The sequence below is a fragment of the Streptomyces sp. NPDC014861 genome, assembly GCF_043081625.1.
Taxonomy (GTDB): Bacteria; Actinomycetota; Actinomycetes; order Streptomycetales; family Streptomycetaceae; genus Streptomyces.
The window spans coordinates 1-19,084 of record NZ_JBIBWV010000007.1 but is presented as its reverse complement, the minus strand read 5'-3'; the positions used below and the strand labels follow the sequence as shown (position 1 = coordinate 19,084).

Annotated in this window: 15 protein-coding genes; 12 read left to right on the top strand and 3 right to left on the bottom strand. The window is 70.7% G+C overall.

Annotated elements, in window-relative coordinates; all coding sequences use genetic code 11:
• The first annotated feature begins 24 nt into the window (after positions 1-24).
• From ACF1BN_RS16460 to ACF1BN_RS16450, 3 genes are all read left to right on the top strand, one after another.
• The gene (locus tag ACF1BN_RS16460) at positions 25-1,332 is read left to right on the top strand and encodes a S8 family serine peptidase (protein WP_392332321.1); all 1,308 of its coding nucleotides are present in this window, start codon (positions 25-27) and stop codon (positions 1,330-1,332) included.
• Positions 1,333-1,411: 79 nt separating this feature from the next.
• Positions 1,412-1,774 carry a WXG100 family type VII secretion target gene (locus ACF1BN_RS16455; protein ID WP_376602114.1) on the top strand — a complete coding sequence of 121 codons (363 nt, stop codon included), beginning with the start codon at positions 1,412-1,414 and terminating at the stop codon, positions 1,772-1,774.
• Between the two features lie 63 nt (positions 1,775-1,837).
• Positions 1,838-2,134, top strand: a complete 297-nt coding sequence (locus ACF1BN_RS16450) for a WXG100 family type VII secretion target (RefSeq protein WP_392332320.1) — start codon at positions 1,838-1,840, stop codon at positions 2,132-2,134.
• Positions 2,135-2,476: 342 nt separating this feature from the next.
• On the opposite strand, the gene eccCa is transcribed toward ACF1BN_RS16450, so the two are convergent.
• Complete coding sequence (eccCa, locus tag ACF1BN_RS16445; RefSeq protein ID WP_392332319.1) at positions 2,477-6,442, bottom strand: type VII secretion protein EccCa; 3,966 nt, start codon at positions 6,440-6,442, stop codon at positions 2,477-2,479.
• Between the two features lie 557 nt (positions 6,443-6,999).
• Between eccCa and eccD the strand changes: the two genes are divergently transcribed.
• The 6 genes from eccD (at position 7,000) to ACF1BN_RS16415 (ending at position 14,097) form a co-directional block, all read left to right on the top strand.
• Complete coding sequence (gene eccD, locus ACF1BN_RS16440; protein WP_392332318.1) at positions 7,000-8,499, top strand: type VII secretion integral membrane protein EccD; 1,500 nt, start codon at positions 7,000-7,002, stop codon at positions 8,497-8,499.
• Between the two features lie 202 nt (positions 8,500-8,701).
• Complete coding sequence (gene rpsO, locus ACF1BN_RS16435) at positions 8,702-8,992, top strand: 30S ribosomal protein S15 (protein ID WP_043230508.1); 291 nt, start codon at positions 8,702-8,704, stop codon at positions 8,990-8,992.
• A 282-nt stretch (positions 8,993-9,274) separates the two neighbouring features.
• Positions 9,275-11,485, top strand: coding sequence for a polyribonucleotide nucleotidyltransferase (locus tag ACF1BN_RS16430; protein ID WP_392332317.1), 2,211 nt, complete (start codon positions 9,275-9,277; stop codon positions 11,483-11,485).
• Complete coding sequence (locus ACF1BN_RS16425; RefSeq protein WP_392332316.1) at positions 11,482-12,861, top strand: M16 family metallopeptidase; 1,380 nt, start codon at positions 11,482-11,484, stop codon at positions 12,859-12,861. The genes ACF1BN_RS16430 and ACF1BN_RS16425 overlap by 4 nt, the downstream gene beginning before the upstream one ends.
• A gap of 25 nt (positions 12,862-12,886) precedes the next feature.
• Positions 12,887-13,639 (top strand): 4-hydroxy-tetrahydrodipicolinate reductase, encoded by a 753-nt coding sequence (dapB, locus tag ACF1BN_RS16420; RefSeq protein WP_392332315.1) that lies wholly within the window; start codon positions 12,887-12,889, stop codon positions 13,637-13,639.
• A 5-nt stretch (positions 13,640-13,644) separates the two neighbouring features.
• Positions 13,645-14,097 carry a hypothetical protein gene (locus tag ACF1BN_RS16415; RefSeq protein WP_392332314.1) on the top strand — a complete coding sequence of 151 codons (453 nt, stop codon included), beginning with the start codon at positions 13,645-13,647 and terminating at the stop codon, positions 14,095-14,097.
• Here ACF1BN_RS16415 and ACF1BN_RS16410 read toward each other — a convergent pair.
• Both ACF1BN_RS16410 and ACF1BN_RS16405 read right to left on the bottom strand, forming a co-directional pair.
• On the bottom strand, positions 14,087-14,635 hold the full coding sequence (locus tag ACF1BN_RS16410; RefSeq protein WP_392332313.1) for a hypothetical protein: 549 nt from the start codon (positions 14,633-14,635) through the stop codon (positions 14,087-14,089). The two genes, ACF1BN_RS16415 and ACF1BN_RS16410, sit on opposite strands and share 11 nt — an antisense overlap.
• A gap of 54 nt (positions 14,636-14,689) precedes the next feature.
• Entirely contained in the window at positions 14,690-14,929 is a 240-nt protein-coding gene (locus ACF1BN_RS16405; RefSeq protein ID WP_392332312.1) for a hypothetical protein, read from the bottom strand.
• Positions 14,930-15,119: 190 nt separating this feature from the next.
• Between ACF1BN_RS16405 and thyX the strand changes: the two genes are divergently transcribed.
• The 3 genes from thyX (at position 15,120) to ACF1BN_RS16390 (ending at position 18,755) form a co-directional block, all read left to right on the top strand.
• Positions 15,120-15,860 (top strand): FAD-dependent thymidylate synthase, encoded by a 741-nt coding sequence (gene thyX / locus ACF1BN_RS16400; protein WP_392332311.1) that lies wholly within the window; start codon positions 15,120-15,122, stop codon positions 15,858-15,860.
• A 178-nt stretch (positions 15,861-16,038) separates the two neighbouring features.
• The gene (gene dapA, locus ACF1BN_RS16395; protein ID WP_392332310.1) at positions 16,039-16,938 is read left to right on the top strand and encodes a 4-hydroxy-tetrahydrodipicolinate synthase; all 900 of its coding nucleotides are present in this window, start codon (positions 16,039-16,041) and stop codon (positions 16,936-16,938) included.
• A 131-nt stretch (positions 16,939-17,069) separates the two neighbouring features.
• Positions 17,070-18,755 carry a ribonuclease J gene (locus tag ACF1BN_RS16390; protein ID WP_392332309.1) on the top strand — a complete coding sequence of 562 codons (1,686 nt, stop codon included), beginning with the start codon at positions 17,070-17,072 and terminating at the stop codon, positions 18,753-18,755.
• Positions 18,756-19,084: the final 329 nt, after the last annotated feature.

Below are 19,084 nucleotides of genomic sequence, written 5' to 3'. Positions count from 1 at the left end.
TCGGAAGTCAGGATGACGGCAGGAATGATCGAGGGCGGCAGGCTCCGCCGAGCGCTGCTCGGCACCACGGCGACCGTGGTGCTGGCGACGGCGCTCGTCGGGGTCGCTCCGACGGCGGTTGCTGCCGACGCGCGGTCGCAGCAGTGGTACCTGGACGCCATGAAGGCCGAGGAGATCTGGAAGAAGTCGACCGGCAAGGGCATCACCGTCGCCGTTGTCGACACCGGCGTCGATCCGGACACCCCCTCGCTCAAGGGCAAGGTCCTGAAGGGCTGGGACGCGTCCGAGAGCCAGGGCGACGAGACGGACGACTACACCGGCCATGGCACGACCCTCGCCGAACTCATCGTCGGATCAGGCGCGAGTGGAGGCCTCAGAGGGCTGGCGCCGGACGCCAAGGTGATTCCGTATCGCGTGGCCGATACCGAGCGGCAGAACGAGCAGACCGTCAACGCCTTCGACATGGCGGAGGCGATCAAGGCCGCGGCGGACAGCGACGCCCAGATCATCAATGTCTCAATGGCCAGCGACTACTACAGCGAGGAAGGCCGCGAAGCCGTTCAGTACGCCCTGCAAAAGGGCAAGCTGGTCTTCGCGGGAGCGGGAAACAACGCCGAGAAGGGCAACAAGAAGCAGTATCCGGCTAGTTATCCCGAAGTTGTCGCTGTCGCGGCGACGACTCGCGACGGCGCCGTGGCCGCCTACTCACAGCATGGCGCAGCGATCGACCTCGCCGCACCGGGCAGCAAGATTCCCGGCTACTGCGACAAGGCGCTCCAGAAGTACTGCGTCGACAGCGGCACGAGCTACGCCACCGCCATCGCCTCCGCCTCCGCCGCCCTCATCTGGTCGGCGCACCCCGACTGGACCGGCAACCAGGTTCTCCGCGTCATGTTCGACTCCGCCGCGCGGGGCGACGGTTGGGAGCCGGGGACGGTCAGCAACTACCTCGGTCACGGCATCGTCCGTCCCAACGCCAACATCTCGCGCAACGAGGGCAACCCCGGCGACGCGAACATCAGCCCCCTGACCAACAAGCCCACGGGCGGAGCCGCAGCCGGCGGCGCGAGCCCGTCGACGGCACCCTCGGCCACCGCTTCCGGGGCGGCGTCCCCGTCCGCGGACGCGTCCTCCGCCCCCTCCGCAACAGCTTCGACACAAGCCCCGGACGGCAAGTCGGCGTCGGGCGCACCTGTGGCAGGCTCCAGCGAGAGCGGGGCGAGCGCCGAGAGCGGCGGCGGCAGCACGGGGATCATCATCGGCGCCGTGGCCGCCGTGATCATCCTCGCGGGCGTGGGTGTCGTCGTCGCACGCCGCCGGCGTACCGCCTGACAGGACCCACACCACACTGCACCCGCGAGAACCTGCGGGCGCAGGCTCAACAGAGAACCCGAGAAAGGGAGAGCGACACATGTCAGTCTTGAAGGTTGGCGATCAGAGTCTCAAGGATTTCCAGGACGAGCTCACCCGCAAGTTCGATGACGTGAAGGGCCAGCTGTCGGCCCTCCAGGGCGTCATCGACAGCCTCGAAGGCCGCTGGAAGGGCATCGGCGCCGGCGCGTTCGACGCCAAGCAGACCGAGATCAACCAGGGCATGGTGCGGATCGCCAAGCTGATGCTGAACTTCCAGGAGGCCATCCAGGTCACCCGGACCACGTCCAGCAACACCGACGACGAGGTCGAGGCGGCCCTGCGCGGCGTCGACGTCACCGCGGGCTTCTCCGGCGACGCGGGCGCCGAGAAGCAGGCCCGTTCGGGCATCGCCGGTCTCTGACCCCCCGGGTCGGAGCCACGCACCACAACCACCTGAACGACACCACCGACACCCGGAGGGACCATGGCTGCCAACGACGGCATCATGCTCGTCACGTACGCCTCGCTCGACGACGCGGCGAACCAGATCGACGCCCAGGCCAAGCGCCTGGACGAGGCCCTCGAGGCCATCCAGACGAAGATCCGCTCGGTCTCCAGCACCTGGGAGGGTGACGCGAAGACCGCCGCCGACGGTGCCCACCTCAAGTGGGACAAGGAGACGCGGGCGATCCACCAGGCCCTGCAGGGCATCTCCAAGGCCGTCCGTCAGGCCGCCCCGGCCTACCAGGCGGGCGACAAGCGGGCCGCGGGCTTCTTCTAAGCCGTAGCCGTACGAGGGGCTTCTTCTAAGCCGTAGCCGTACGAGGCAACACAGGGTGGGCGTGCGCGGGAGACGCCCACCCTGTCGCGCGTTCGGGGCGCCTCCTCATGGGGGGCGCCCCGAACGCGTTCCAGGCGGACGCGGGGGCGAACCGGTCTCCGGCCGACCGGCCGGTCAGCCGACCGCCGACCGCCGACCGGGGAAGCCCGTCAGGAGAGCCCGTCAGGAGCCCGTAAGGAGAGCCCGTCAGGAGCCCGCAAGGACCTCCGCCCTTTCCTCCGCAAGCACCGCACAGGCGGTGAGGTGACCAGCACGGCCCCCCACCGCCGTCCCCCCGAACCCCTACAGCTCCGGCATCCGTCCCGTCTGCACCAGCGGGTTCCCGCGCTGGCGGGAGACGAAGACGCCGCGGCCGGCCGGCATGGGGCGCATGCGGACGCCGCCGAGGACGTCGCCCTCCTGCGGGTCGCCGGAGAGCAGGACGCCCTGGGCGCCGAGCTCCATCATGCGCTGCATGAAGGACTCGTACGCCGAGCGGCTGGCGCCCGCCCCGCTGCGGGCGATGATGAAGCGGACGCCCACGTCCCGCGCGAACGGCAGGAGTTCCGTCAGCTTGGCGAGCGGGTTGCCGCTCGACGTGGACACCAGGTCGTAGTCGTCGACGACCACGAACAGGTTCGGCCCCGACCACCAGCTGCGGTCGCGCAGCTGCTGCGCCGTGACGTCCGCGGACGGCGAGCGGCGGCGCATCAGGTCGGCGAGCGCGTCGACGTGGTGCTCCATGTTGTTCGACATGGGCACGTACTCGGCCAGGTGGGTCGCCGGCGTCACATCGAGCAGCGCGCGCCGGTTGTCGATCACGAAGAACTTCGCCGAGGCCCCGTCGTACCGCTCCGTGATCTGCTTGATCATCAGCCGCAGCAGGTTCGACTTGCCGGACTCGCTCTCGCCGAAGACGAGGAAGAACGGGTCGCGGTCGAAGTCGACGAAGACCGGCTCCAGGTTGTTCTCGTCGATGGCGAAGGCGACACCGCGCCGCGGCTCCGCGTGGCCCGCCGGCAGCGCGAGCGCGTCCAGCTCGCGCGGGAGCAGCCGGACCTCCGGCGCGCCCGGCGCCGTCCAGTGCCGGGTGACCTCCTGCGTCATCGCGGCCGTCGCCTCGGCGAGGTCGCTGTCGGAACTGATCCCGTCGATGCGCGGGACGGCCGCCATGAAGTGCAGCTTCTCCGGCGTCAGACCGCGGCCGGGCACCCCGGTCGGGACATTGGCGGCGATCTTGCGGTCCAGCTCGGAGTCCATCGTGTCGCCCAGCCGCAGCTCCAGCCTGTTCATCAGGTGGTCCTTGAGGTTGGCGCGGACCTCCATGGAGCGGGAGGCCGTGATGATCACGTGGATGCCGTAGCCCAGACCGCGGGCCGCGATGTCCACGACGGCCGGCTCGAGACCCTCGTACTCGGTGCGGAAGTTGCCCCAGCCGTCGATCACCAGGAAGACGTCGCCCCACGGCTGGTCGGTCACCGAGATGTCGCCCCGGGCCCGCAGCCTGCGGAAGGTCGCGATGGAGTCGACGCCGGCGGCCCGGAAGTACTCCTCGCGCCGCGACAGGATGCCGTACACCTCGGCGACCGTCCGCCGGACCCGCTCGGGGTCGAGCCGGGACGCGACCCCGCCGACGTGCGGCAGCCCGGCGACCGACGCCATGCCGCCGCCACCGAAGTCCAGCCCGTAGAACTGCACCTCGTGCGGGGTGTGGGTGAGCGCGAACGCCGAGATCAGGGTGCGCAGCAGCGTCGACTTGCCGGACTGCGGGCCGCCGATGATCTGCATGTGGCCGGCGGCGCCGGAGAAGTCCCGGTAGAGCGTGTCGCGGCGCTGCTCGTACGGCTTGTCCACCACACCGAGCGGTACGACGAGCCGGCCCGCGCCCTCGTAGCCGGGCTGCGTCAGCCCCCGGCCCTCCACACCCGCGAGTCCCGGAAGGACCGAGTCGAGCGCCGGCGGGTTGTCCAGCGGCGGCAGCCACACCTGGTGCGCCTCCACGCCGCGCCCCTCCAGCCGGCGCACGATCACGTCGAGCACCGTGTCGGCCAGCGCGTCGTCCTCGGCCGCCCGGGCCTCGGGGACCAGCGGCCGCTCGGTCGGCTCCAGGTAGCGCACCGGCACCGGCGCCGCGGTGAACGGCACCGGCCGCCGGTCCACCGGCAGGGGCCCGCCCGGCGTCACGGCGTGCTGGTTGACCCGGTACGTGCCGGAGACGTACGCGGCCTTGAACCGCACCATCTCGTCGGTGCCGTACTTCAGGTAGCCGGAGCCCGGCACGTTCGGCAGCGAGTACGCGTCGGGCACGCCGATCGCCGCCCGGGACTCGGCGGCCGAGAAGGTCCGCAGACCGATGCGGTACGAGAGGTACGTCTCCAGGCCGCGCAGCCGGCCCTCCTCCAGGCGCTGCGAGGCCAGCAGCAGGTGGACGCCGAGCGACCGGCCGATGCGGCCGATCTGCACGAACATCTCGATGAAGTCCGGCATCGCCGTCAGCAGCTCGGAGAACTCGTCGATGACGAGCACGAGCGACGGGATCGGCTGGAGCGGGGCGCCGGCCGCGCGCGCCTTCTCGTAGTCGTGGATGTTGGCGTAGTTGCCCGCGTCGCGGAGCATCTCCTGGCGCCGGTTCAGCTCACCGCGGATGGAGTCGCCCATGCGGTCCACCAGCGTCAGGTCGTCCGCCAGGTTGGTGATCACGGCGGCCACGTGCGGCATCTGCGACATGCCGGCGAAGGTGGCACCGCCCTTGAAGTCCGCGAGGACGAAGTTCAGCGTCTCCGAGGAGTGCGTCACCGCCAGGCCGAGGACCAGGGTGCGCAGCAGCTCCGACTTGCCGGAACCGGTCGCGCCCACGCACAGACCGTGCGGGCCCATGCCCTCCTGCGCGGCCTCCTTGAGGTCCAGCATCACGGGGACGCCGTCCTCGCCGACGCCGATCGGGACGCGCAGGCGCTCCGACCGGGACCGGGGACGCCAGGTGCGGCCCACGTCGATCGAGGCCGCGTCGCCGAGGTTCAGCAGGTCGGTGAAGTCCAGGTTGGCGAGGAGCGGCTCGTCGTCGTCCGAACCGCCCGCCACCCGCAGCGGCGCGAGCTGCCGGGCCAGCGCCTCGGCGGCGTCCAGGCTCAGCTCGTCCGGGCTGCCGTCGTACACGTGCCCGTGCCCCGATTCGAGGCGCAGCTCCCCGCCCTCGACGACCACCGACAGGTCGCCCCTCGTACCGGGGCCGCGTCCCTGCACGACCTCGATGATGGTGACGCCCTGGATGCCCTCGGGGGTGGCGAGCGCCGAGGTCTGCGGCACGGACTGCCCGTCGAGCACCACGACCAGGTGCGGGAAGTCGAGCAGCGGGTGGTTCGGGCCCTGGAAGCGGGGGCGGCCCTCCAGCCGGCCCGTCACCAGGTCCTCCAGCTCCCGCGCGTCCGTCGTGATCAGCCGGCGGCTGCCCGCGCCGTCGGAGGGGCCCGACGCCTGCACGTGCGGCAGCCACTTCGCCCACTCCCACTCGGGGGCGGCGCCGTCGCCGGTGGCGATGACGATGACCATGTCCTCGGGGGAGTGGAGCGCGGCCAGCGACCCCACCATGGCGCGGGTCGTCGACCGGGCCGCCTCCGGGTCCCCGCCCACCGTCAGGTGGTAGAAGGCGCGCAGCGACACCGCCATCGGCAGCCCGTCGAGGGTGCTGTGCGCGCTGAGGAACTGCTGCATCGCCCCCGCCGTCAGCGGCTCCAGCTCGTCCACCGGCGCCGTCTCGGGCGCGATCAGCGGCGTCGCCAGCTGCTGGCTGCCCAGGCCGACCCGGACCTGGGCGAAGTCGCCGTCGCCGATCCGCCGCTCCCAGATCCGGCTGCCCTCGGCGACCAGCGCCCACAGCTGCTCGGGCGAGGGGTGCAGGTAGAACTGCGCGTCCCGCTGGCGGTGCGCCGTCCGCAGCACCGCGCGGCGCGTCTGCGTCAGGTACTTGAGGTAGTCGCGCCGCAGGTCGGCGAGCTGCCCCTGGGTGCCGCGGCGGTAGCGGACCAGCATCGCGATGGCCATGGCCACCGTCGACGCGATCATCACCATGCCCATGATCCGCATGATCGGGTTCGGCGTCATGAAGAAGAAGACCACCGAGCCGCCCATGCCGAGCATCGGCAGGAGCTGCATCAGGGCACCCTCCTGCTGCCCCCGGGGCAGCTCCGGCGGAGGTTGCAACTGCACCTGCTCGTCAGGCACTTCGGACGGCAGGGCCCGCGGTGGGCGCTTGACGACGATCTGGCTCACAGCTCACCAATTTCCGTTGCCGGACGGAAAGTTCCTCCAGACGCCCCCGTGGCGACAGGATCCATCCGCGGGGAGGGATCCTACTTTGGTGCGGGGTCACGGGTGGGCGGTAGGGTGGCCCGAAATATTTGCGTGGCCATGAACTATCGCAAAAATCGGGTCATTCGGAGCGCAACATCCGGGGCGCGGGGACCACCGGTCCACGCGCCGCTCCACGGTCCGCGGGGGGTACGGTCCACACGCCGTTCCACGGTCCGGCGAGGACCACCCGTCCACGCCGCTCCACGGTCCGGCGAGGGGTACGCCCCCGCCGCTCCACGACCCGTAAGGGTCACGGCCCGGCTGGGCCACGTCCGGCCGGGTTCACGGTCCGGCGAGGGGAACGCCCCCCGCCGCTCCACGACCCGAAAAGGTCACGACCCGAAAAGGTCACGACCCGAAAGGGCCAAGGCCCGCCCGGGCCACCGTCCGCGACCCGGCGGCCGGACCCGGCGGCCCGACCGCCGGCAGGAGCACCGGGATCACAGGATCACCACGAGGGGAAGCAGCAGGTGAGTATGACGGCCCCAGCCACGGCCGGCGGAGCCGGCCAGTCGGCTCCCACCACCGTGTTCCACGGCGGCACCGGCTTCTGCCGGATCACCGTCGTCGCGCCCGACGGCCGCGTCGACGTCGCACTCCCCGAGGACGTCGCCCTCGCCGACCTCTACCCGGAGGTGCTCCGCCTCTCCGGCCAGACCCCGGCGCCCGGCGCCCCGGTCGGCTACCACCTGGTGCGCCGCGACGGCACCGTCCTCGACGGCAGCCGCTCCCTGGCCGCCCAGCGCATCCTCGACGGCGAGCTGCTCTCGCTGCGCCCCTTCGCCGATTCGCTGCCCCCGGCCGTCTTCGACGACGTCTCCGACGCCGTCGCCTCCGCCGTCTCCAAGGACCGCACCCTGTGGTCCGACGCCCTGATGCGCGGCGCCGGCCTCCTCGGCGGAGCGGTCCTCCTCACCCTGCTCGCCTTCGTCCTGTGGACGGCGGAGCCCCGCCACGACATGCACGGCCTGCCCGGGGTCCTGGCCGGCGTCGCCGCCGTCCTGCTCCTCGCGCTCGCCGCCGTCCGCGCTCGCGTCTACGACGACCGAGGCTCCGCCGTCGCCCTCGGCACCGGCGCCATGGCGAACGCCGCCGTCGCCGGCTCCGGACTGCTCGCCCTCACCGGCGGGCAGGGCATCGGCAAGCTCCAGTTCCTGCTGGCCTGCACCGCCGTCCTCGTCTGCGCCGTCATCCTCATGATCGTCTCGCCCGGCGGGGACGGCCCCTTCGTCGCCTTCGTGCTCGCCTCCACCATCGGCGTGCTCGTCGGCTTCGCCGCCATCCTCACCGAGCTCACCCCGGCCGAGACCGCCGCGGTCTGCGCCCCCGTCGCCGTCGGCGCCCTCGCCTTCCTGCCCGGCCTCTCCACCCGCTTCGCCCGCCTCCCCATCGGCTTCGAACCGCCCAGGACCGCCATCGGCGGATACGGCTCCGAGACCGAGCCCCAGGGTCCGGTCGACGCCGCCCGGATCGCCGCCCAGGCCCGCCGCGGCCACGAGCTCCTCGTCGGCCTCGTCGGCGGCTGCGCCCTGGTCGCCGTCGGCTCCGCCGCCGTCCTCGGCTTCTCCAACACCGTCTGGGGCCAGCTCCTGGCCCTCGCCACCGGCGTCGCCATGCTGATGCGGGCCCACCTGTTCCGCTACACCGCGCAGGTCGGCTGCGCGCTCGCGGCCGGCCTCGGCTCCCTCGTGCTACTGGGCCTCGGCCTCGCCCTCAACCCGCCGGCGGAGCTCATCGTGGAGGCCCTCAAGGGCGACGGCACCGCTCTCGACATCCGTACGGTGTGGCTCTCCGCCGCCATCGCCGCCGTCGCCGCGCTCCTCACCGCCATCGGCCTCATCGTGCCGCGCAAGGGCGTCACCCCCTTCTGGGGCCGCTTCCTGGAGATCGCCGAGACGTTCGTGCTGCTCACGCTGCTGCCGCTCTGCCTCGCGGTCTTCGACGTCTACCACTCCATCCGGGCGCTCACCTCCTGAGTCGCCTGGTACGCTGTGTGACGGCCGTTTGTGTACGCGCTCCCAGAAGCAGCCCGCAGCACCCCGCCGATGCCCCGCATCGGCCCCGCTGCGGCCCCGCTTCAGGGAGCAGCGCGCATCGGACCTCCGCTCCCGAGTCACGGAAGCTCCCCTGAGATGTAGACCAGGGGCACTCGTGGGCACGAAACCTGAGGAGAACCGCGTGGCTCTCGACGCCGCCGTCAAGAAGCAGATCATGACCGAGTTCGGCACCAAGGAGGGCGACACCGGCTCCCCCGAGGTCCAGGTCGCCATGCTGTCCCGCCGCATCTCGGACCTGACCGAGCACCTCAAGACCCACAAGCACGACCACCACTCCCGTCGTGGTCTGCTGATCCTGGTCGGTCAGCGCCGCCGCCTGCTGCAGTACCTGGCCAAGAAGGACATCCAGCGCTTCCGTACGCTGGTCGACCGCCTCGGCATCCGCCGCGGTGCGGCCGGCGGCGCCAAGTAATCCATCTGGATGGCGAACGCTGCGGAGGGAGCGGTTCCCACTTTCAGGGGGCCGCTCCCTTTGCTGTACGTGCGCGAAGTACCGACCGGCAATTACTCTGGTCGCAGAACGCCACAACCCGCGCGAGAAGCAGCCGGCACGCCGCCGGTCCTCGGTAGTGGCCCCCGGACCTCATCCCGGGTGCTTCGATCGAAGACCGGCCCGCCCCTTCAGTGCTTCTCCCGCACCCGTCCCGCGCCACACGGGCGCACGGACCAAAGACGAACGTAGGAGAAACCCATAGTGGAGAACGAGACCCACTACGCCGAGGCCGTCATCGACAACGGAACCTTCGGCACCCGCACCATCCGATTCGAGACGGGCCGTCTCGCCCGACAGGCCGCCGGCTCCGCCGTCGCCTACCTCGACGACGACACCATGGTGCTCTCGGCGACCACCGCCTCCAAGCGCCCCAAGGACCAGCTCGACTTCTTCCCCCTCACGGTGGACGTCGAGGAGCGGATGTACGCGGCCGGCAAGATCCCCGGCTCCTTCTTCCGCCGCGAGGGCCGCCCCTCCGAGGACGCGATCCTCACCTGCCGCCTGATCGACCGCCCGCTGCGCCCGTCCTTCAAGAAGGGCCTGCGCAACGAGATCCAGGTCGTCGCCACGGTCATGGCGCTCAACCCCGACCACCTGTACGACGTCGTCGCGATCAACGCCGCGTCCGCGTCCACCCAGCTGGCCGGCCTGCCCTTCTCCGGCCCGATCGGCGGCGTCCGCGTCGCGCTGATCAAGGGCCAGTGGGTCGCCTTCCCGACCCACACGGAGCTCGAGGACGCCGTCTTCGACATGGTCGTCGCCGGCCGTGTCCTGGAGGACGGCGACGTCGCGATCATGATGGTCGAGGCCGAGGCCACCGAGAAGACCATCGCCCTCGTCAAGGGCGGCGCCGAGGCGCCGACCGAGGAGATCGTCGCCGCGGGCCTCGAGGCCGCGAAGCCGTTCATCAAGGTCCTCTGCAAGGCCCAGTCGGACCTCGCCGCCAAGGCCGCCAAGCCCGAGGGCGAGTTCCCGATCTTCCTGGACTACCAGGACGACGTGTACGCCGCTCTCTCCGACGCCGTCCGCGGCGAGCTCGCCCAGGCGCTCACCATCGCCGGCAAGCAGGAGCGCGAGGCCGAGCTGGACCGCGTCAAGGAGATCGCCGCCGAGAAGCTCCTCCCGGCCTTCGAGGGCCGCGAGAAGGAGATCTCCGCCGCGTACCGCTCCCTGACCAAGGCCCTGGTCCGCGAGCGCGTCATCAAGGACAAGGTCCGCATCGACGGCCGCGGCGTCACGGACATCCGGATGCTCGGCGCCGAGGTCGAGGCCATCCCGCGCGTGCACGGCTCCGCCCTGTTCGAGCGTGGCGAGACCCAGATCCTGGGCGTCACCACCCTCAACATGCTCCGCATGGAGCAGCAGCTGGACACCCTCTCCCCGGTGACCCGCAAGCGGTACATGCACAACTACAACTTCCCGCCGTACTCCGTCGGCGAGACCGGCCGCGTCGGCTCCCCGAAGCGCCGCGAGATCGGCCACGGCGCGCTCGCCGAGCGCGCGATCGTGCCGGTCCTCCCGACCCGCGAGGAGTTCCCCTACGCGATCCGCCAGGTGTCCGAGGCCCTCGGCTCCAACGGCTCGACGTCGATGGGCTCGGTCTGCGCCTCCACCATGTCGCTGCTGAACGCCGGTGTGCCGCTCAAGGCCCCCGTCGCCGGCATCGCCATGGGCCTGATCTCCCAGGAGATCAACGGCGAGACGCACTACGTCGCCCTCACCGACATCCTCGGTGCGGAGGACGCCTTCGGCGACATGGACTTCAAGGTCGCCGGTACGAAGGAGTTCGTCACCGCCCTCCAGCTCGACACCAAGCTGGACGGCATCCCGGCCTCCGTCCTGGCCGCGGCCCTCAAGCAGGCCCGCGACGCCCGCCTCCACATCCTCGACGTGATGATGGAAGCGATCGACACGCCGGACGAGATGTCCCCCAACGCCCCGCGGATCATCACCGTCAAGATCCCCGTGGACAAGATCGGCGAGGTCATCGGCCCCAAGGGCAAGATGATCAACCAGATCCAGGAGGACACCGGCGCCGAGATCACGATCGAGGACGACGGCACCATCTACATCGGTGCCGCCGACGGCCCGGCCGCCGAGGCCGCCCGCGCCACGATCAACGGCATCGCCAACCCGACCATGCCGGAGGTCGGCGAGCGCTACCTGGGCACGGTCGTCAAGACCACCACCTTCGGTGCCTTCGTCTCCCTGCTCCCGGGCAAGGACGGCCTGCTGCACATCTCGCAGATCCGCAAGCTCGCCGGCGGCAAGCGCGTGGAGAACGTCGAGGACGTGCTCGCGATCGGCTCCAAGGTCCAGGTCGAGATCGCCGAGATCGACCAGCGCGGCAAGCTCTCCCTCATCCCCGTGATCGAGGGCGAGGACGAGACGAAGGACGACGCCTCCTCGTGACGTCCCGTAGTTCCGCGACGACGGCCCGCCCCTCCTCCGAGGGGCGGGCCGTCGCCCGTACCCAAACGCTTCTCCCGGGCAAGGACGGCATCGGCACCGTCCGCCGCACGACCCTCCCCGGCGGCCTCCGCATCGTCACCGAGACCCTTCCCTCGGTGCGCTCGGCGACCTTCGGCATCTGGGCCCATGTCGGCTCCCGCGACGAGACGCCCGCGCTCAACGGCGCCACCCACTACCTGGAGCACCTCCTCTTCAAGGGCACCGCCAAGCGCTCCGCCCTCGACATCTCGTCCGCGATCGACGCGGTCGGCGGCGAGATGAACGCCTTCACGGCGAAGGAGTACACCTGCTACTACGCCCGGGTCCTCGACACCGACCTGCCGCTGGCGATCGACGTCGTCTGCGACATGCTCACGGGCTCGCTCATCCTCGAGGAGGACGTGGACGCCGAGCGCGGCGTCATCCTCGAGGAGATCGCGATGACCGAGGACGACCCCGGCGACGTGGTCCACGACCTGTTCGCGCAGACCATGTTCGGCGACACCCCGCTGGGCCGCCCGGTCCTCGGCACCGTCGACACGATCAACGCGCTCTCCCGCGGCCAGATCGCCCGCTTCTACAAGAAGCACTACGACCCCACCCACCTGGTGGTCGCCGCCGCGGGCAACGTGGACCACGCCACGGTGGTGCGCCAGGTCCGCCGCGCCTTCGAGCGGGCCGGCGCCCTCACCCGTACGGACGCCGTCCCGATCGCCCCGCGCGAGGGCAGCAAGGCCATCCGCACGGCCGGGAAGGTCGAGCTGCTCGGCCGCAAGACCGAGCAGGCGCACGTCGTCCTCGGCATGCCCGGCCTGGCCCGCACCGACGACCGCCGCTGGGCGCTCGGCGTGCTGAACACCGCCCTCGGCGGCGGCATGTCCTCCCGCCTCTTCCAGGAGGTCCGGGAGAAGCGCGGCCTGGCCTACAGCGTGTACTCGTACACCTCGGGCTTCGCCGACTGCGGCCTCTTCGGCGTGTACGCGGGCTGCCGTCCCAGCCAGGTCCACGACGTGCTGCGGATCTGCCGGGACGAGCTCGACAAGGTCGCCTCCGACGGCCTCACCGACGAGGAGATCGCCCGCGCGGTCGGCCAGCTCTCCGGCTCCACCGTCCTCGGTCTGGAGGACACCGGCGCGCTGATGAACCGCATCGGCAAGAGCGAGCTGTGCTGGGGCACCCAGATGTCGGTCGACGACATGCTGGCCCGGATCGCGGCCGTCACCCCGGACGAGGTCCGGGAGGTCGCCCGGGACGTGCTGACCCGGCGGCCCTCGCTCTCGGTGATAGGCCCGCTGAAGGACAAGCAGGCGGACCGCCTCCACCAGGCCGTCTCCTGACCTCCACCCCTAAGGAAGAAGTGCGATGAGCAAGCTGCGCGTGGCGGTCCTCGGTGCCCGGGGCCGTATCGGCTCCGAGGCCGTCAGGGCCGTCGAGACCGCCGAGGACATGGAACTGGTCGCGGCCCTGGGCCGCGGCGACGAGCTGGAGACCCTCGCCGAGACGGGCGCCCAGGTCGTCGTCGAGCTGACCACCCCCGACTCGGTCATGGCCAACCTCGAGTACTGCGTGGGCCACGGCATCCACGCCGTCGTCGGCACCACCGGCTGGACCGAGGACCGCCTCGCGCGGCTGGAAGGCCGGCTCGCCGCCTCCCCGGGGACCGGTGTCCTCATCGCGCCGAACTTCTCCATCGGCGCGGTCCTCACCATGAGGTTCGCGCAGCTCGCGGCGCCGTACTTCGAGTCGGTCGAGGTCATCGAGCTGCACCACCCGAACAAGGTGGACGCCCCCTCGGGCACCGCCACCCGCACCGCGCAGCTGATCGCCGAGGCCCGCGCGGAGGCCGGCCTCGGCGCCCAGCCGGACGCCACCGCGACCGCCCTCGACGGCGCCCGCGGCGCGGACGTGGACGGGGTGCCGGTGCACGCGGTACGCCTCCGGGGCCTGCTGGCCCACCAGGAGGTGCTGCTCGGCGGCGAGGGCGAGACCCTCACCGTCCGCCACGACTCGCTGCACCACTCCAGCTTCATGCCGGGCGTGCTGCTCGGTGTCCGCCGCGTGGTGAGCACCCCGGGCCTCACGTTCGGCCTGGAGCACTTCCTGGACCTGGGCTGACGGCCATGGGCGGCAAGATCACGTACGTCTTCCTCGCCACCGTCCTCGTGCTGGTCTTCGGGGTGGTGGCGATGGAGGGCGTCCTGCTCCTCCTGACCGGCGAGCCGGCGGCCATGGGCATGGGCGCGGTGGCGTTCCTGCTGCCCTGTGTCGGCGCCTGGTTCCTGTGGCAGAACACCCGCTTCGCGCGCCGGGCCAACCGGCTGGCCGCGGAGCTGGAGGCCGAGGGCGGGCTCCCCGTCGACGAGCTGAAGCGCACCCAGGGCGGCCGCATCGACCGCGACTCCGCGGACGAGGTCTTCGCCCGGCGCAAGGCCGAGACGGAGGAGTCGCCGGAGGACTGGCGCTGCTGGTTCCGGCTCGCGGTCGCCTACCACGACGCCCGCGACACCCCCCGGGCCCGCAAGGCGATGCAGCGGGCCATCGCCCTCCGCGAGGGCCGGACGGTCAGCGCCTGACGCCGTACTCGGCGTGCCAGGCCTCGACGGTGTCGGCGGCCCGGTCGAAGGCCTCGATCCGGGAGAGGAAGTCGGCGTTGTGGTCGGTGAGCAGCACCAGCTGCTCACCGACCGTCCGGTCGAGGAGCAGCGCCTGCCCCTGGACGGTGCGCGGGAAGTTCAGCCAGCGCACCGGCTGCTGGGCGGTGCGGACCCCGGCGACCTTCGCCCAGGGCGTGGTGCCGGTGGTGAAGAAGCCGACGCGGCGCACGCCGGCGCGGCTCACCCAGGTGCCCATCCGGAGCAGACGCAGCGCGGCCAGGATGATCAGCACGGCGAAGCCGAAGGTGACGAGCGCTCCGCCGACGGCCCCCGCGGCGGCGATGATCACCGCGGCGAGCAGCACGAACGAGGCGAGCAGCAGCGCGAGCGCCGCCGCACCGACCCGGTAGGGCCCCGGACGGTACGGACGGCGCCACTGGTCGTGGTCGTCGAACGGGAGCGCGACGGCGTCGGTGGTGTCGAAGGCACGGTCGGCCGTCAGAAAGGTCAGGGGCACGGCGGTTCCTCACTCACAAGCACGCTCGAAGGGGCGGTGCCCGGTGAGGCTACCTCAGCGGTTGTCGGAGGCTTCGGACTGCTGCTGGCGCGTGGGCGAGTCCGTGCTGTCGAGCGAAGGCATCCCGAGAACCAGGGAGCCCACGAGCCCCGCGACGACGGTCAGCCCGAGCAGCGTACGCCCGACGACCTGCCCCGGTCGCAGTCGCTCCCGGGGTGGCGGAGTGACGTTACTGCGGAACTCGTCGGCCTCCGCCACGAACGCGAACGGTACGACCTCTGTCCGCCTGAACATGGGTGTCACTCTCCTCGGGGGTTGTCGTGTGCCTCACAGGTACAGACGAGAGAACCGAGGGGTTGGTGCCGTTTTTCACCGATGCAGCCGAATCTCATCCTTCAGACGGAGGGCCGGGGCGGGTGCGTCCCCAAGGAGTCGGACGTCGTTAGAGTGGGCGACTGCGATTGGCGACTGGAAGGTATCCCTGGTGACCGACACCCCCACCGAGCCCGTGAAGATCGACCTCCGGAGCGACATCACCGTCGAGCTGGTCAAGAGCGCCGCGGCCGACTCCGACGTCCTCTGGGCGGCCCGGGTCTCCACGGCGGGGGAGCAGTCCCTCGAAGAGCTCCAGAAGGACCCGGAGCGCTCGAAGGGCCTGATCAACTACCTGATGCGGGACCGCCACGGCAGCCCCTTCGAGCACAACTCGATGACCTTCTTCATCAGCGCCCCGATCTTCGTCTTCCGTGAGTTCATGCGGCACCGGGTGGGCTGGTCGTACAACGAGGAGTCGGGCCGCTACAGGGAGCTCCAGCCGGTCTTCTACGTCCCCGACACCTCCCGCAAGCTGGTCCAGGAGGGCCGCCCGGGCAAGTACGTCTTCGTCGAGGGCACCGGGGCCCAGCACGAGCTGGTCGGCCGCGCGATGGAGGACTCGTACCGCCAGGCGTACGAGAGGTACCAGGAGATGCTCGCCGCCGGCGTCGCCCGCGAGGTGGCCCGCGCGGTCCTCCCGGTCGGTCTGTACTCCTCGATGTACGCCACCTGCAACGCGCGCTCGCTGATGCACTTCCTCGGCCTGCGCACCCAGCACGAGCTGGCCGCGGTCCCGTCCTTCCCGCAGCGGGAGATCGAGATGGTCGGCGAGAAGATGGAGGAGCACTGGGCCCGGCTGATGCCGCTGACCCACGCGGCCTTCAACAAGAACGGACGCGTCGCGCCCTGAGGCACAGATGTTCGTCCACTCTCGCGAAGTGTCCGTATTGCGACGTTTCGTGAAGTTCATCTAGGCTGATCAAACGGACCCGGCACTGCTTGAACCCCCGAGCAGGCAGTGCCGGGCTCCTCTTCTCACGTCCCCCCGAGGGGACACCCGGCGCTGAGCAGCGAGTAGCGTGTTACCCATGGCTCCGATCTCCACTCCGCAGACCCCCTTCGGGCGGGTCCTCACCGCCATGGTCACGCCCTTCACGGCGGACGGCGCACTCGACCTCGACGGCGCCCGGCGACTCGCCACCCACCTGGTGGACGCAGGCAACGACGGCCTCGTCGTCAACGGCACCACCGGCGAGTCCCCCACCACCAGCGACGCGGAGAAATCGGAGCTCGTACGAGCCGTACTGGAGGCGGTGGGCGACCGCGCCCACGTCGTCGCCGGCATCGGCACCAACGACACCCACCACTCGATCGAGCTGGCCCGCACCGCCGAGCGCGACGGCGCCCACGGCCTCCTCGCCGTCACGCCGTACTACAACAAGCCCCCGCAGGAGGGCCTGCACCGGCACTTCACGGCGATCGCCGACTCCACCGGCCTCCCGGTGATGCTGTACGACATCCCCGGCCGCTCCGGCGTCCCGATCGACACCGAGACCCTCGTCCGGCTCGCCGAGCACCCCCGGATCGTCGCCAACAAGGACGCCAAGGGCGACCTCGGCCGCGCCAGCTGGGCCATCGCCCGCTCCGGCCTCGCCTGGTACTCCGGCGACGACATGCTCAACCTGCCGCTGCTCTCCGTGGGCGCCGTCGGCTTCGTCTCCGTCGTGGGCCACGTCGTCACCCCCGACCTGCGCGCCCTCCTCGACGCCCACCTCGCGGGCGACTTCGAGAAGGCCACCGAGATCCACCAGAAGCTGCTCCCGGTCTACACCGGCATGTTCCGCACCCAGGGCGTCATGACCACCAAGGCCGCGCTCGCCCTCCAGGGCCTCCCGGCCGGCCCGCTCCGCCTGCCGCTGGTCGAGCTCTCCGACCAGGAGACCGCCCAGCTCAAGGTCGATCTGGCCGCCGGTGGGGTACACCTCTGACATCCGACTTCACAACTGAACACAGCGACAACTGAAAACGGCGACAACCGAAAACCGACAACAGCAAGTGCACGATTGTCATGCGCGCCACGTGCCGGCCGGTACGTGGCGCGTGTGGTGAGGAGAGACTTTTGAGCCATCCGCATCCCGAACTCGGCGCCCCGCCGAAGCTCCCCCAGGGCGGCCTGCGGGTCACCCCGCTCGGCGGCCTGGGCGAGATCGGCCGCAACATGACCGTCTTCGAATACGACGGCAAGCTGCTGATCGTCGACTGCGGCGTCCTCTTCCCCGAGGAGGAGCAGCCGGGCGTCGACCTGATCCTGCCCGACTTCACCACGATCCAGGACCGCATCGACGACGTCGTCGGCATCGTCCTGACCCACGGCCACGAGGACCACATCGGTGGCGTGCCGTACCTGCTGCGCCTGCGGCAGGACATCCCCCTCATCGGCTCCAAGCTGACCCTCGCCCTGATCGAGGCCAAGCTCCAGGAGCACCGGATCCGCCCGTACACCCTCGAGGTGGCCGAGGGCCACCGCGAGCGGCTCGGCGCCTTCGACTGCGAGTTCATCGCGGTCAACCACTCCATCCCGGACGCCCTGGCGGTCGCCATCCGCACCCCCGCGGGCATGGTCGTCCACACGGGCGACTTCAAGATGGACCAGCTGCCGCTGGACAACCGCCTCACGGACCTGCACGCCTTCGCGCGTCTCAGCGAGGAGGGCATCGACCTCCTGCTGTCGGACTCGACGAACGCCGAGGTACCCGGCTTCACGGCGCACGAGCGGGACATCTCCAACGTCCTGCGGAACGTCTTCGCGAACGCCCAGAAGCGGATCATCGTGGCGAGCTTCGCCAGCCACGTCCACCGCATCCAGCAGATCCTCGACGCCGCCCACGAGTACGGCCGCCGGGTCGCCTTCGTCGGCCGCTCGATGGTCCGCAACATGGGCATCGCCCGCGATCTCGGCTACCTCCGGGTCCCGCCCGGCCTCGTCGTCGACGTGAAGACGCTGGACGACCTGCCGGACGACGAGGTCGTGCTGGTCTGCACGGGTTCCCAGGGCGAGCCGATGGCGGCCCTGTCCCGGATGGCCAACCGCGACCACCAGATCCGGATCGTCCCCGGCGACACGGTCATCCTGGCCTCGTCCCTCATCCCGGGCAACGAGAACGCGGTCTACCGCGTGATCAACGGCCTGACCCGCTGGGGCGCCAACGTCGTCCACAAGGGCAACGCCAAGGTCCACGTCTCGGGCCACGCCTCGGCCGGCGAGCTGCTGTACTTCTACAACATCTGCAAGCCGAAGAACCTCATGCCGGTCCACGGCGAGTGGCGCCATCTGCGCGCCAACGCCGAGCTCGGCGCGATGACCGGCATCCCGAAGGACCACATCGTCATCGCCGAGGACGGCGTCGTCGTCGACCTGGTCGACGGCCGCGCCCGCATCACCGGCAAGGTCCAGGCGGGGTACGTGTACGTGGACGGCCTCTCGGTCGGCGACGTCACCGAGTCCTCCCTGAAGGACCGCCGGATCCTCGGCGAGGAGGGCATCATCTCGGTCTTCCTGGTGGTCGACTCCTCCACCGGCAAGATCACCGGCGGCCCGCACGTCCACGCGCGCGGCTCCGGCATCGACGACTCCGCCTTCGACGCGGTGCTCCCGAAGATCGAGCAGGCGCTGAACAAGTCCGCCCAGGACGGCGTCGTCGAGCCCCACCAGCTCCAGCAGCTGATCCGCCGCACCGTCGGCAAGTGGGTCTCCGACACCTACCGCCGTCGCCCGATGATCCTCCCGGTCGTCGTGGAGGTCTGAGCCCGAAGGGCCTGACCAGCAGGGTTACGGAGCGGGGCGCCTCGATTTGCATCGGGGCGCCCCGCTCCAGTACGTTTACGGCTCCGCCAGAACGGGAAGCTCCGGCGCCGCAGTGCGCCCGGCCGGCTGAACGGGAGGCGGGAAATCCGACTCAGAACTTCTGATAAAGTCGGAATGCGCCGGAAGGCCCCGAGGAATACAAATTCGGGACCGGAAAGCACCGAGGAAATCGGATCGGAAAGATCTGATAGAGTCGGAAACGAAGAAAGCGCAGGAAGCGCCCGGAGGGCCTGGAAACAGGAACGAAGGAAGCGTCCGCACCTTGAGAA

Coding starts and splice junctions, on each gene's coding strand:
- ACF1BN_RS16405 (WP_392332312.1), bottom strand. CDS start 14,929: ATGTTCAGGCGGACAGAGGTCGTACCGTTCGCGTTCGTGGCGGAGGCC.
- dapB (WP_392332315.1), top strand. CDS start 12,887: ATGAGCAAGCTGCGCGTGGCGGTCCTCGGTGCCCGGGGCCGTATCGGC.
- ACF1BN_RS16450 (WP_392332320.1), top strand. CDS start 1,838: ATGGCTGCCAACGACGGCATCATGCTCGTCACGTACGCCTCGCTCGAC.
- ACF1BN_RS16415 (WP_392332314.1), top strand. CDS start 13,645: ATGGGCGGCAAGATCACGTACGTCTTCCTCGCCACCGTCCTCGTGCTG.
- ACF1BN_RS16460 (WP_392332321.1), top strand. CDS start 25: ATGATCGAGGGCGGCAGGCTCCGCCGAGCGCTGCTCGGCACCACGGCG.
- ACF1BN_RS16455 (WP_376602114.1), top strand. CDS start 1,412: ATGTCAGTCTTGAAGGTTGGCGATCAGAGTCTCAAGGATTTCCAGGAC.
- eccD (WP_392332318.1), top strand. CDS start 7,000: ATGACGGCCCCAGCCACGGCCGGCGGAGCCGGCCAGTCGGCTCCCACC.
- dapA (WP_392332310.1), top strand. CDS start 16,039: ATGGCTCCGATCTCCACTCCGCAGACCCCCTTCGGGCGGGTCCTCACC.